The organism is Opitutus terrae PB90-1 (assembly GCF_000019965.1).
In the GTDB taxonomy this organism is placed as follows: Bacteria; Verrucomicrobiota; Verrucomicrobiia; order Opitutales; family Opitutaceae; genus Opitutus; species Opitutus terrae.
Genome location: NC_010571.1, coordinates 5,407,771 through 5,420,292, shown reverse-complemented (window position 1 = coordinate 5,420,292; position 12,522 = coordinate 5,407,771). Strand labels below are relative to the sequence as shown.

Annotated in this window: 10 protein-coding genes; 2 read left to right on the top strand and 8 right to left on the bottom strand. The window is 64.2% G+C overall.

Features of this window, described 5'->3' with window-relative positions:
• Positions 1-21: 21 nt before the first annotated feature.
• The 3 genes from lpdA to OTER_RS21160 all read right to left on the bottom strand — a co-directional run bounded on the left by lpdA (position 22) and on the right by OTER_RS21160 (position 5,741).
• Complete coding sequence (lpdA, locus tag OTER_RS21170) at positions 22-1,467, bottom strand: dihydrolipoyl dehydrogenase (protein WP_012376993.1); 1,446 nt, start codon at positions 1,465-1,467, stop codon at positions 22-24.
• Between the two features lie 73 nt (positions 1,468-1,540).
• Positions 1,541-2,872: a 2-oxoglutarate dehydrogenase complex dihydrolipoyllysine-residue succinyltransferase gene (odhB, locus tag OTER_RS21165; protein WP_012376992.1), complete on the bottom strand. Its 1,332-nt coding sequence runs from the start codon at positions 2,870-2,872 to the stop codon at positions 1,541-1,543.
• A 106-nt stretch (positions 2,873-2,978) separates the two neighbouring features.
• Complete coding sequence (locus OTER_RS21160; RefSeq protein ID WP_012376991.1) at positions 2,979-5,741, bottom strand: 2-oxoglutarate dehydrogenase E1 component; 2,763 nt, start codon at positions 5,739-5,741, stop codon at positions 2,979-2,981.
• 182 nt (positions 5,742-5,923) lie between these two features.
• Here OTER_RS21160 and OTER_RS21155 point away from each other — a divergent pair, with 182 nt between their 5' ends.
• Both OTER_RS21155 and OTER_RS21150 read left to right on the top strand, forming a co-directional pair.
• Positions 5,924-6,166: a hypothetical protein gene (locus OTER_RS21155; RefSeq protein WP_012376990.1), complete on the top strand. Its 243-nt coding sequence runs from the start codon at positions 5,924-5,926 to the stop codon at positions 6,164-6,166.
• Positions 6,139-6,594: a translation initiation factor gene (locus tag OTER_RS21150; protein ID WP_237702400.1), complete on the top strand. Its 456-nt coding sequence runs from the start codon at positions 6,139-6,141 to the stop codon at positions 6,592-6,594. The genes OTER_RS21155 and OTER_RS21150 overlap by 28 nt, the downstream gene beginning before the upstream one ends.
• Positions 6,595-6,706: 112 nt before the next feature.
• Here the strand turns inward: OTER_RS21150 and metF are convergent, their stop codons facing one another.
• The 5 genes from metF to OTER_RS21125 all read right to left on the bottom strand — a co-directional run bounded on the left by metF (position 6,707) and on the right by OTER_RS21125 (position 12,468).
• Positions 6,707-7,585 (bottom strand): methylenetetrahydrofolate reductase [NAD(P)H], encoded by an 879-nt coding sequence (gene metF, locus OTER_RS21145; RefSeq protein ID WP_012376988.1) that lies wholly within the window; start codon positions 7,583-7,585, stop codon positions 6,707-6,709.
• Between the two features lie 114 nt (positions 7,586-7,699).
• A complete protein-coding gene (locus OTER_RS21140; protein WP_012376987.1) occupies positions 7,700-8,932 on the bottom strand; it encodes a DUF4340 domain-containing protein in 1,233 nt (410 codons plus the stop codon).
• Positions 8,933-8,965: 33 nt separating this feature from the next.
• Positions 8,966-10,897, bottom strand: coding sequence for a Gldg family protein (locus OTER_RS21135; RefSeq protein ID WP_012376986.1), 1,932 nt, complete (start codon positions 10,895-10,897; stop codon positions 8,966-8,968).
• A 43-nt stretch (positions 10,898-10,940) separates the two neighbouring features.
• Positions 10,941-11,666, bottom strand: coding sequence for an ABC transporter permease (locus OTER_RS21130; protein WP_044891932.1), 726 nt, complete (start codon positions 11,664-11,666; stop codon positions 10,941-10,943).
• 79 nt (positions 11,667-11,745) lie between these two features.
• Positions 11,746-12,468, bottom strand: coding sequence for an ABC transporter ATP-binding protein (locus OTER_RS21125; RefSeq protein ID WP_012376984.1), 723 nt, complete (start codon positions 12,466-12,468; stop codon positions 11,746-11,748).
• Positions 12,469-12,522 lie beyond the last annotated feature (54 nt).

Sequence of the window (12,522 nt, the reverse complement as noted above, 5' to 3'; positions counted from 1 at the left end):
CCGGAGAGCCGTCCTTGCCGATCACAGCGCGTGGATCGCGCTCTTGCTCACGGCGAGGCCGGCTTCCTTCACGGCTTCGCTCATCGTCGGATGCGCGTGGATCGTGCGGCCGAGGTCCTCGGCACTGCCACCGTATTCCATGTGCGTGACGACTTCGCTGATCAGCTCGCCGGCGTTGTTGCCCAGAATCTGGCAGCCGAGAATCCGATCCGTCTTTGCGTCGGCGATGATCTTTACGTAGCCGTCGGTTGCGTTGGCGGCGATCGCGCGACCGTTCGCGGCGAGGTTGAACTTACCCACTTTGACGGCGAGGCCTTTGGCCTTCGCGCCGTCTTCGCCGAGTCCGACGGCCGCAACTTCGGGAGAGGTGTAGACGATGGCGGGAACGAGATCCCAATTCACGTGGCCCGCTTTGCCCGCGATCCATTCGGCGACGGCGACGCCGTCCTCCTCGGCCTTGTGGGCGAGCATCGGTCCGGCGATCACGTCGCCGATCGCCCAGATGCCGGGCGCCGTCGTGCGCAGGTGATCGTCGACCTTGATGCGTTTCTTTTCATCGAGTTGCACGCCGGCTTTCTCCAACGCTAGTCCGTCGGTGAACGGATGGCGGCCGACCGAGACCAGAACTTTGTCCGCTTCGAACTCGAGCTTCTTGCCGTCACGCTCAGCCGTGAGGATGCCGGTTGCGCCGGCCGTCGAGGGGCGGAAACCTGTGACCTTGGCGCCGGTTTCGATCTTCAGGCCTTGCTTGGTCAGGATCCGGCTGAAATTGCGCACGATGTCGTCGTCGTAGTTGGCGACGATCTTGGGGAGGAATTCCACGACGGTGACATCGCTGCCAAGCCGGGACCAGACGGAGCCGAGTTCGAGCCCGATCGCGCCGCCGCCCACAACGACGAGCTTCTTCGGAACGGAGGCGAAGGCGATCGCGTGATCGCTCGAGACGATCGTTTTCCCGTCGAACTTGAGGAACGGCAGCTCGACCGGCGCGGAGCCGGTGGCGATGACGATGTTCGGCGCCGTGAGGGTCTGACGCGATGTAGCCGGGCTCGTTGAGCCCGGCTGGCCGGGGTCGGCGACCCCGGCTACAGCGACGGTGTTGCGGTCGAGAAAAGACGCGGCGCCGTGGACCACGGTGATCTTGCGGGCTTTCGCGAGCTGGGCGACGCCACCGACGAGCTTGGCCACCACTTCGTCCTTCCGCTTCATGAACGCTTCGAGATCAAGCTCGACCTGGCCGAGCTTGATCCCGTGCTCGGCGGCGTGGTGCTGCGCCCAGGTGACGTGTTCGCTCGAATGCAACAGCGCCTTGGACGGAATGCAGCCGACATTGAGGCACGTGCCGCCGAGCGTCGGACGTTTGTCGACGAGCGCGACTTTCATCCCGAGCTGCGCCGCGCGAAACGCGCACACGTAACCGCCGGGGCCGGCGCCGATGACGATGAGATCGAAGGATGCAGAAGACATTTTTACAGAAGGAAACGGAGGAAACGAAGGGAGGAGAGAGGTTCTTCGTTCCCTTCGTTAGCTTCTGTTAGGATCAGATGCCGAGGACCAGCCGGGTGGGATCCTCGATGGCTTGTTTCACTCTCACGAGGAAGGTGACGGCCTGTTTGCCGTCGACCAACCGGTGATCGTAGCTGAGCGCGAGATACATCATCGGCCGGATCACGACCTGACCGTTCACCGCGACCGGCCGCTCGTTGATCGCGTGCATGCCGAGGATGGCGCTCTGCGGCGGATTGATGATCGGCGTCGAAAGCATCGAGCCGAAGATGCCGCCGTTGGTGATGGTGAACACGCCGCCCTCGAGATCGGCGAGCGTGATCTTGCCGTCGCGGGCTTTGGTCGCGGCGGTCGCGATTTGTTTTTCCATGTCCGCCATGCCGATCGTGTCGCAGTCGCGGATGACCGGCACCATCAGGCCGCGATCCGTCGAGACGGCAACGCCGATGTCGTAGAAATGGTTTTCGACGATGCTGTCGCCGTCGATCTGGGCGTTGACCGCGGGCACTTCGCGCAGCGCGTGCACGGCGGCTTTCAGGAAGAACGACATGAACCCGAGCTTGATCCCGTGGCGTTTCACGAAGTCGTCCTGATATTTCGCGCGCAGCACCATGACGTGCGACATGTCGACCTCGTTGAACGTGGTGAGCATGGCCGCCTCCTGCTGCGCGGCAACGAGTCGCTGCGCGATCTTCTGACGGAGCGGCGACATCTTGCGGCGGGTCTGGCGTTGGGCCCGCGAGGAAGCGGTTGTAGCCGGGCTCGGTGAGCCCGGTCCGGGGTCGGCGACCCCGGCTACAATGGTTGGGGCCGCTGATTTGGACTCAGCAGCAGCGAGCATGTCGCCCTTGGTGACGCGGCCGGCCTTGCCGGTGCCGGAGACCTTCGCGGGATCCACGCCGGTTTCCGCGGCGAGCCGCCGGACGGCGGGTGATTCCGTGCCGAGCGATTTCGGCGCGGGGGTTGGCTGACCTGCGCCGGCACCCGGCGATTTCGCAATGGCACTCGCCGCTTGGGCGGTGCCCGGCGGGGCGTAGGGATTCGGCAGGGCGGAGGTGGGCGTGCCGTCCTGGCCGGTGGCAGTCGCGCCCGGCGCCGGCCGCGACGAGGGCGTCGCGGCACCAGCAGCGGCGGTGTCGATCGTCGCGACGACCTGGCCGATCTTCACCTCGGCCCCGGCCTCGACCGAGAGCGTGATCCGGCCGGCCGCCTCGGCGGTGCCTTCGGACGTGATCTTGTCGGTCTCGAGCTCGAACAGCGGTTGATCCTTCTGCACGACGTCGCCGTTGTTCACGTGCCACTTGGCGAGCACGCCGGAGATGATCGATTCGCCCATCGGGGGGATTTTGACTTCGAGGTTGGGCATGGGAGGGGGAGATGAATCGTCCGCTTTCTCGTAATCGTAATCATTCTCTTACGAGCGTGTGTAGCGAGAGAACGAGAAAGAGAATGAAGAACGAGAACGATGGCGGCTAGATATTGAACGCGTCCTGGAGCAGCGCGTTGAGTTCGAATTTGTGCAGCGCGAGGGCCCCGACCGCGGGTGAGGCGGCGGCGTCGCGGCCGGCGTATTTTGGCGGAAAGCCGTAGATCTCCGCGAGGCGCGGCGCGATGAACGTCCACGCGCCCATGTTCTGCGGCTCTTCCTGGCACCACACGATGCGCGCGCCGTTGTAGCGGTCGGCGACCGCGGCGAGCCGGTCGCGGTGGAGCGGATAAAGCTGCTCGATCCGGACGATCGCGACGTCGTTGAGGTGGTGGCGATCGCGGAAGTCACAGAGATCGTAATACACCTTGCCGCTGCAGTAGATCACCCGCTCGACCTTGGCGGGCGGCTTCGGATCGTCCAGCACCTCCTGGAACCGGCCGGAGGTGAATTCGTCGAGTCGCGAAACGCACGCCGGGTGCCGGAGCAGCGATTTGGGCGACATGACGACGAGCGGCTTGCGGAAGTCGCGTTTCATCTGTCGCCGGAGCAGGTGGAAGAAGTTGGCCGGGGTGGTGATGTTGGTCACCTGGATGTTGTCCTCGGCGCACAGCCCGAGGAAACGCTCGAGCCGCGCGGAGGAATGCTCCGGCCCCTGGCCCTCGTAGCCGTGCGGCAGCAGCAGCACGATGCCGCTGGCTCGCTGCCACTTCGATTCGCTGCTCGCGATAAACTGATCGATCACGACCTGCGCGCCGTTGACGAAATCGCCGAACTGCGCCTCCCAGATGCAGAGCATCTGGGGGTAGTCCATCGAGTAGCCGTAGTCGAACCCGAGCACGCCGGCTTCGGAGAGCAGCGAATTGTAGACGCAGAACGCGGGCTGCTGCGGATCGAGGTTTTTCAGCGGGACGTATTGCTCACGCGTGTCGACGTCGTAGAGCACGGCGTGGCGGTGACTGAACGTGCCGCGCTCGCAGTCCTGGCCGCTCAGCCGGATCGGCGTGCCGTCGAGCAGCAGCGTGCCGAACGCCAGCGCTTCGCCGAAACCCCAGTCGATGGGCCCGCCTTCGCGATGCGCGCGGATGCGGTTGTCGAGGAACCGGCGGATCTTCGGGTTGAGCTTGAAGCTGCCCGGAATCGTCGTGAGCCCCGCGACCACGCGGTTGATCAGCGCCGGCTCCGCGCCGGTGTCGATCGTGGAGTGGCGATAGGCGGGTTGGAAGAACGCGGTGGAGCCCTTGAACTTCTCGCGTTCGATCGCCTGGGATTGCTGCACGCTCCGCGCGCCTTCCTTTTCCTTTTCGCGGGCTTTGGCGCGTTCGAAATTCGCCTCGAGCGCGGCGGTATACTCGGCCTTGATCGCTTCGGCTTCGTCCGGCGTGATCGTGCCCTCGCGCACGAGCTTCTCGGTGAGAATGGACGAGACGAGCGGATGCGCGGCGATCTGGCGGTAGAGCACGGGCTGCGTGAACGCGGGCTCGTCGGCCTCGTTGTGGCCGTGCTTGCGGTAGCAGACCATGTCGATGACGACGTCGCGCTGGAACCGCACGCGGAACTCGAGCGCGAGCTGCGCGACCAGGCACACGGCTTCGGCATCGTCACCGTTCACATGGAAGATCGGCGCCTCGACCATCTTCGCGACGTCGGTGCAGTAGCGCGTCGAGCGCGCTTCGTGCGGCAGCGTGGTGAAGCCGATCTGGTTGTTGATGACGAGGTGAACGGTGCCGCCGGTGGTGTAGCCGGGCAGCTGCGAGAAGTTGAGCGTTTCGGCGACGATCCCCTGGCCGGCGAACGCGGCGTCGCCGTGGATGAGGAACGGCAGGACGCGCTGGCGCTCGGAGGTGGCATGGCGCACGCGCTGGCGGGCGCGGGCCTTGCCCTCGACCACAGGATCGACGATCTCGAGGTGCGAGGGATTGGCCGCGAGCCGGATCTCGACCTTTTGTCCCGAGGACGTGTCGAGAATCGCCTCGTAGCCGAGATGGTATTTCACGTCGCCGTCGCCGGCCACGGACTCGGGGAGGTAGTTTTCCGAAAACTGCTCGAACAGCACCTCGAAGGGCTTGCGCATGATCGAGGTGAGGACGTTGAGCCGGCCGCGGTGCGCCATGCCCATGACGATCTCCTCGACGCCGAGCTCGGGGCATTTCTCGAGCATCGCATCGATCGCGGCGATGAAGGTCTCCGCGCCTTCGCCCGAGAAGCGCTTCTGGCCGACGTATTTCGTGTGGAGAAACTTTTCGAACAGCTCGGCCTTGTGGAGCCGGCGGAGGATCCGGATCTTCTCGGCGCGGGAGAAGCGCGGCTGGTTGTTCGTCTGCTCCATCCGCACCTGCAGCCACTCGCGCGCGGCGTGTTCCTGCACGTGCATGTACTCGACCCCGATGTGGCCGCAGTAGGTCTGCCGCAACGCGTCGACGATGTCCCGCAGCTTCATCTGGCCGCCGCCCTTGAAGTTGGTGAGCGTGAAGGACTCGCCCAGGTCGTTTTCGTCGAGCCCGAAATACGACAGCGTCAGTTTCGGGTCCGCGGGCGGTGGCTCGCCCAAGGGGTCGAGGTGCGCCTGGAGATGGCCGTGGGCGCGGTGCGCGTTGATGAACCGGCCGACCTGCGCCTGCTTGTAGCTGTCGATGATCCGAAGATTCGCGCCCTCCGTGCCGAGCGATCCGCCGCTCGTGCCGAGCGTGAAGCCTTGGAAAAAGGCGCGCCACGTCGGATCGACGGAGTCGGGTTGCTTGAGCCATGCCTCATACGCCGCTTCGATCACAGCGGTATTGGCGTTGGCGGAGACATTAAGCGGTTTCATGGCGGGAAGACTCGCGGCCGTGGTGCAAATGACGGGGGACGGAGGTGCGAGGCATCACTGTAAGAAGGTCGGACAAAACAACATCAGATTTACGGGGACACAAGCTTGGGGGCGACAGAGGTCGGGATTGCAATCGCGCTTAACGAGAGTAACTGCGGAATTAGATTTCGCACGTCATAGCCATGGAAAGGGACATCAAGAATTCGGTGCAGCAACTGCTCGACGCCATCGAGGCGCGGGATGGAACGCGGATCGCCGTCGCGATGGAGCGAGTGGACGATCTCCTCGCGCGCGGGCGGGCCAGCTTGCATCCGCAACTCGTGCATTTTCTGCAAAACCGGAGCTATGCGAAAGCGCTGATGTTCCTCGGTGGCGCGAGTGACATTCCCGTCGGCGCATGCGGCGGTCGGGCCGCGAGGAGCTGACCATGGCGGCCAAGGACAAAGTTCCAACCGATGGCGGCGGCGCGCTCGGCCAAAATCCGTTCGCCGCGCTCAGCAGCGCTGGATTAGCGCCAGCGAATCCAGCCCGGCTTGTAGCCGGGGCCGCTGGCCCCGGACCGGGCTCAGCGAGCCCGGCTGCAACAAAATCGGCTGAGCCGGCAAAAAACCGCGGGCGCGTCGACATCAAGCGCGAGACCGGTGGGCGGGGCGGAAAGACGGTGACCGTCGTCAGCGGATTTGTAGGCATCGGCCTGCCCGAGAAAGAGCAACTCGCGAAAAAGATGCGCGCGGCATGCGGCTGCGGGGGAACGGTGAAAGATGGCCAGATCGAAATCCAAGGCGATCAGCGCGAGACCGTGGCGCGGATCCTGAGCGAGGCCGGTTTCCGGCCCGTGTTTGCGGGCGGATAGTGCTGGGATGCGGGCGTCTCGCCCGCAACGGGGCGGGAGGCGGCCGGGGACCCCGACGCGTCGGGGTAAACTGGCCGCGCTCCCACACAAGCGTTGGCGTACGGTGAGAACCCTATGCGGCGAGCCCGGCGGTGAGGGCGAGCGCGGCTTTCGCGCGGTTCAGCACGTAGAGGTGATAACCCGGCGCACCGTTCGCGAGCAGACCGCGGATCTGTGTCAACGCCCAGTCGATGCCGATCGTCTCGACCACATCGGTGTTCTCCGCCGCGACTTCGAGCCGGGTGATGAGCTGTTTCGGCAGCGTGGCACCGCACATCGCCGTGAACCGTTGGATCTGGTGCAGGGAGAGTACGGGCATGATCCCGGGCACGATCGGAACTGTGATCCCCACGGCGCGACATTTTTCGACGAAGCGGTAGTAGACCGTGTTGTCAAAGAAGAGCTGCGTGGTGATGAAATCGGCCCCGGCATCGACCTTGCGTTTCAGGTTGGTGAGATCCACGTCGAGCGAAGCGGCTTCGGGATGTTTTTCCGGATAGCCGGCGACACCGAGACAAAAATCAGTGTGCCGCGATTTCAGCAGCGTGACCAGATCGGCGGCATAGCGGAGTCCGTCTGGCTGCGGTGTGAATTGCGCCGAGCCTTTGGGCGGGTCGCCACGCAAGGCCATGATGTTCCGGAAACCGTGGTCGTGGAAACCGTCGGCAAGCGCGGCGAGTTCCAGCTGCGAGTGTCCGACGCACGTGAGGTGCGGCATGACGGTGAAGCCGCAATCCTTGCGCAGGATTGAGCTCACCTGCGCGGTCCGCTCCTGGGTGCTGCCGCCGGCGCCATAGGTCACCGAGACAAAATCGGGCAGCATCCGCCGCAGCGCATGCGCGGTGGCGCGCAGCGCCTCAACGCCGGCCGCGTCCTTGGGCGGATAAAACTCCAGCGAGCGCACCGGGCGGCGCGTGGCGAAGAGTTCGGCGATGGGCCGGTCGGGCAACATAAGGCATCAACGCATACGGAAGACGTGATGCGTGTAAAGGCGCGAGTGGCGGATGACACCCGCGATCGGGTGGGGAACGCAGGCGGCGGGGGCGGGAGCCCCCTACAGACGAGCCTACTTCTTCGTGGGCTCGGGGAGCGAGGACGGCGCCGGCGGTTTCGCGGCGTCGGGTGTCGCGGCTGCAGGAGCAGTCGTCGCCGCAGGCGGCGGAACGGGCTCGAACAAGTCCTCGCGCTTTTGCGGGAGCCCGGTGAAGACATAATCGGAAATCTGAAACGCGCGTTTCGCCATCAGCGCGTTGACTGGCGCAGTGGAATCGCTGTTCGACACCGAGACGAAGACGGGACCCGCGGGGACGGTTTCGTATTCCGGTGCGAGCGGTTTCGGCTCGGTGGGCGATTTTTCCTCATCGGATTTGGCCGAGTCTGTCGCGGGTTCCTTTTTCGCGAGGTCGCTCACCGAGCCGAGCGCGGCGGGCCCGCTCTTGCCGTCTGCACCTGGCGCCGGGGGCTTCAGCTTCTTTTCCTCGGGCTTGCGACCCAGCGCGATGGTCACGGTTTTCTGATCAAACGTGGTCAATTTGACCGTGCGCTGGTGGGCCTTCGCTTCTTGGGCGCGCGGGTCATTGGGCTCGGCCGTGTCCGAGAAGCGGAGGTTTGAGAGCGAGCTGAGCAGCGAGGAGATTCGGTCGGCCTTGAGCTGCTGGCCTTCGGGCGCGGCTTCGGCTTTCCAAGCGTCCTCCTTCTTCGCGCGCGACGCGACGACGGTCGCGCCGTCCGGAAAGGTGAGCTCCACCTTGGCCAAATCCTCTGGTTTCACCTCGATCAACTGCGAGTTCGCCCAGTTCTTCGATTCGGCATCGAGCCAGGCATTCAGGTTGGCGAGATAAGCCTTGGTCTCGTCGTCATACCGCACATACCGGCCGCCGGTGTCGGCGTTTTTGCCGAGCGTGAGGGAGACGAGCGGTTTGTTCGCCGCGTCGAGGAGTTCGAGCTTCGTGTCCTTGAACTCGAGCCGCGCGATCCGCTCCGGTTTGCTCGTGACCAGCCGCTGCACCTTGGCTTCGGTGAGATCGCTGATGAAGCGCGAAAGCTTGGAGAAGTCGGCGGGGAGATCGTAGTAGCTTGCGACCTTCCAGGAATTATCGGGCTGGTGGACGAGACTGACGGATTTGCCCTGATCGGAGAGCTTCAGCGTCGCCATCTTCTCGATCGCACCGGAGCCGACGAGGGGCTGGCCGACGCGCGCGTCGGCGGCGGCGGGCGCGGCGGGCCGCTGGAGCACGTACGCGAGCACGGCGAGCGCTGCGAGAACGAGGACTACGATGGACAAAGTGCGGAGTTTCATCGCGAGAAATCCTGATGATCGCGGAGGGAAGGTTTATTTCCGGCGGGCGCGGTAGAACCAGAGGCCGAAGGCGACCACCAGCAGCGGGGATGCGACGAGATTGAGCACAAGCAGCCGGTTTTCGAGCGCATCGATATCCTCGCGCAGGGCGCGCCGGATCTGCCGGCGCTCGCCGCGCAGCGCAGCGGACTGCTTTTGGAAATCCTCGATTGCCTTCGTGACCTCGGGCGAGGCGACGAGACGATTGCCTTCGGTCTTCTTGCCCTGCAGTTCGCTGAGCTTGGTTTGCACTGAGGACAACTGCGCCTCGAGCGAGGTGAGCTTTTCCTGGTACTTCTTGTTTGCCTCGACTTCCATCTGTCGCACGACGGTGAACGGCCGGATTGACGAACCCTTGCCGCGAATCGAGACGAGATCCTGCGAGCCGGCGAGGAAGTCGACAGCGTTCGCGCCGAACGCGAGATTGTCGTTGAATGGTTCCGCGGCGGTCTGGCCGAAGAAGTTGAATTTGCGGACGCTGTAGTCGTCGAACAGCCAGTCGGTATCGGTGACGACGAGCAGCGTCGACGTGCCTTTGGACTCTTTCAGGGTTGTAGCCGGGCTCGTTGAGCCCGGGCCGGGGTCAGCGACCCCGGCTACATCAGATTTTGCGGCGGCGTCCTTTTTGTCGTCCGGCTTGGGCTCGTCCTTCGGCGCGCCGTTGGGGAACGCACTCTTGAACTTGCCAGTGACGAGCGCGGCGATGGTCTTTTTGCCGCTGGGCGTGAGCTGACGGGCGAGATCGTCGGGCTGCGCAAACTGGAGCATCATTCCGTCGAGCTCGCCGGCCTGCGTGGACGTCTCCACCAACGGCGTGAACGTCACGCCGGCGCCTTCCTTCAATGCGACGCTGCCGGGCTCGATGAAGAGCATCGACTTGAGCTGCGCGGTGGCCATCGAGGTGGCGCTGAAGTTTTCCTGCCGCAGGCTCAGCCAGATCGGGTAACGCGCGAGCCCGCCGCCCTGAGTCTGAACCTGCGTGGCATTGACGGGATCGCCGACGACTTTCTGTGCGTTGTAGGTGAGTCCCCAGCCGCCGAGCAGGGTGGGCAGATCGCTGGATACGTTGGCCGCGCCGCCGCCCATCATCATCTGCTGCGGATTGCTCTGGCGCTTGAAATACTGTGAGGACGGATCAAGGCAGAGGAACACCGGCTTGCCGCCGAGTAGGAACTGGTCGATCGCGAACTGCAGCTTGGACGAGAGATTCTGCGGGTGAATGACGGCGAGCGCGTCGAGGTTGCCGGGCAGTTCGGTCGCGGTCGGCTCGACGGTGACGAGTTCGAACGATTCGCGCCATTCCTCCGCGATGAACTGGCCGGGCTGCGGCTGCCGGCGCATCATCATCATCATTTGCATCTCCTGCGGGCTGGTGCCGAGCAGCGGCAGGCTGGTGAGCAGGCCAAGCTTGGGCTTGTCGAACTGCTGCACGCTGTAGATCAGCTTGGAGAGATCGTATTCGAGGAACTGTTCGCGCTGCGGCGTGAACGCCGGGATCGTCTTCTGCTGATCCGCCTGGATCACCACGAGTCCGAAGAAGAACTGTTCGCCTCCGGTCTGCGCGACCTGCGGCGTGAGTCCGGCGGCGGTCGCGCGCTCCTCCTCGGGCGTATCCGGCCGCGGGTTGATGACATCGAGCCGGAGCTTGCCGCCGCTGGCGCGCACGTATTGCCGGAGCATCTCCTGCACGCGCGTGGCGTAGTTTTTGTAGGCGATCGGGAGGCCGGACGCGTTCTTCGTGAAGTAGAGCTCGAGCGTGACCGGCTCCTCGATCTTGCCGAGCATCGCCTTGGTGCCGGGCGAGAGCGAGTAGACCGATTCGGCGGTGAGATCGAGCCGTGCGGGAATCGACGACGCGAGATAGTTGACGAGCACGAGCCCGACAAAAAGCAGGGCGATCGTGAGGGCTTTGCGGCCGAGTTTCATCGCTGAGATGAGTGTTGAGAGATGAGAGTTGAGAGCCGGTCAGCTAGCGCTCGAGTGCGACCACGTTGAGGAAGAGGGTGAAGCCGATCAACGAGACGAAGAACATCAGGTCACGCGGATCAACGATGCCCTTGGTGAAGGCGTCGAAATGGGTGATGAAACTGAAGTTCGCGAACGCATCGGCGAGCGCGACCGGGAACACGCTCTGGAGCACCTCGGTGAAGCCACTGTAGCCCAGGAACAGCAGCACGGCGCAGACGATCAGCCCGAGCACGAACGCGATCACCTGATTCTTGGTCAGGGAGGACATCAGCGCGCACACGGCGAGGTAACCGCCGGCCATCAGGATCGTGCCGAGATAGGTGCTGATCATCACGCCCCAGTCGGGGTCGCCGAGATACGCGACGGTGATCGCCATTGGGAAACTCAGCAGCACCGCGACGGTGAGGAATGCCCAGCCGGCAAGAAACTTTCCCACCACCGCTTCGAGCGTGGTAATCGGCAGCGTGAACAGCAGCTCCACGTTGCCCGAACGACGCTCCTCGGCCCAGAGCCGCATGCCGACGGCGGGCACAACAAACAGGAACAGCCACGGGAAAAAGACGAAGTAACTCTCGAGTCCGGCGGTGCCGGCCTTGAAAAATCCGCCGAACCGCGAGAAGGCGAGCGAGACGGAGAGAACGAGGAACGCCACCAGCACCACGTAGGCGACGGGCGAGCGGAAATAGCCGAGGAATTCGCGTTTGAAGACGGGAGTAATCTGGCGCATGGCGAAGTGGATGGGTAGGAGCGCGACCGCCCTCGGTCGCATCATTCGGCGGCCGAGGGCGGCCGTGCTCCCAGGAAAGTCAGGCGTCGACGCTGGTGAGGGTGCGGAAGATCTCGTCGAGCCGCGCGCCCGGCTGGCGGGCCCGAAGCTGCGCCGGCGTTTCGTCGACGACGATCCTGCCCTCCGAGATGATGATCACCCGATTGCAGATGGCGTCGACCTCCTCGAGAATGTGGGTCGAGAGGATGACGGCCTTTTCGGCAGCCATTTTTTTGATCAGCGCGCGGACCTCGTTCTTCTGATTCGGATCGAGACCATCGGTGGGTTCGTCGAGGACCAGCACCGGCGGATCGTGCAGCAGGGCCTGCGCGAAGCCGACGCGTTGCTTGTAGCCTTTCGAGAGCGTTTCAATCGTCTGCTTCCGGACGCTGACGAGGTGGGTGAGGGCGATCACGCGCTCGACGGCAGCTTGCCGCGCGTCCTTCGCTCGAAATCCGCGCACCTCCGCGATGAAGCCGAGGAACTCCTCGACGGTCATTTCCGGATAAGCCGGCGCGCTTTCGGGCAGGTAGCCGAGCTTCGATTTCACCGCGACGGGATCGAGGGTGACGTCGATGCCATCGACCATGGCGGTGCCGGCATTGGGCCGCAGGAAGCCGGTGATCAGCTTCATCGTGGTCGATTTGCCGGCGCCATTGGGCCCGAGAAAACCGAGAATATCGCCGCGGCGAACGGAGAAACTCACGCCATTGACCGCGCGCTTGGTGCCGTAGGTTTTGACCAGGCCTTTGACTTCAATCATGGGATGAAGCGGGTAGACGAATTGGCAGTGTGACCGGCGCGGCGGAATAAGTTC

Bases quoted from the DNA above. Each gene is read 5' to 3' on its own strand.
- OTER_RS21155 (WP_012376990.1), top strand. From the start codon at position 5,924: ATGGAAAGGGACATCAAGAATTCGGTGCAGCAACTGCTCGACGCCATC.
- OTER_RS21160 (WP_012376991.1), bottom strand. From the start codon at position 5,741: ATGAAACCGCTTAATGTCTCCGCCAACGCCAATACCGCTGTGATCGAA.
- metF (WP_012376988.1), bottom strand. From the start codon at position 7,585: ATGTTGCCCGACCGGCCCATCGCCGAACTCTTCGCCACGCGCCGCCCG.
- OTER_RS21135 (WP_012376986.1), bottom strand. From the start codon at position 10,897: ATGAAACTCGGCCGCAAAGCCCTCACGATCGCCCTGCTTTTTGTCGGG.
- OTER_RS21150 (WP_237702400.1), top strand. From the start codon at position 6,139: ATGCGGCGGTCGGGCCGCGAGGAGCTGACCATGGCGGCCAAGGACAAA.
- OTER_RS21130 (WP_044891932.1), bottom strand. From the start codon at position 11,666: ATGCGCCAGATTACTCCCGTCTTCAAACGCGAATTCCTCGGCTATTTC.
- OTER_RS21140 (WP_012376987.1), bottom strand. From the start codon at position 8,932: ATGAAACTCCGCACTTTGTCCATCGTAGTCCTCGTTCTCGCAGCGCTC.
- odhB (WP_012376992.1), bottom strand. From the start codon at position 2,872: ATGCCCAACCTCGAAGTCAAAATCCCCCCGATGGGCGAATCGATCATC.
- OTER_RS21125 (WP_012376984.1), bottom strand. From the start codon at position 12,468: ATGATTGAAGTCAAAGGCCTGGTCAAAACCTACGGCACCAAGCGCGCG.
- lpdA (WP_012376993.1), bottom strand. From the start codon at position 1,467: ATGTCTTCTGCATCCTTCGATCTCATCGTCATCGGCGCCGGCCCCGGC.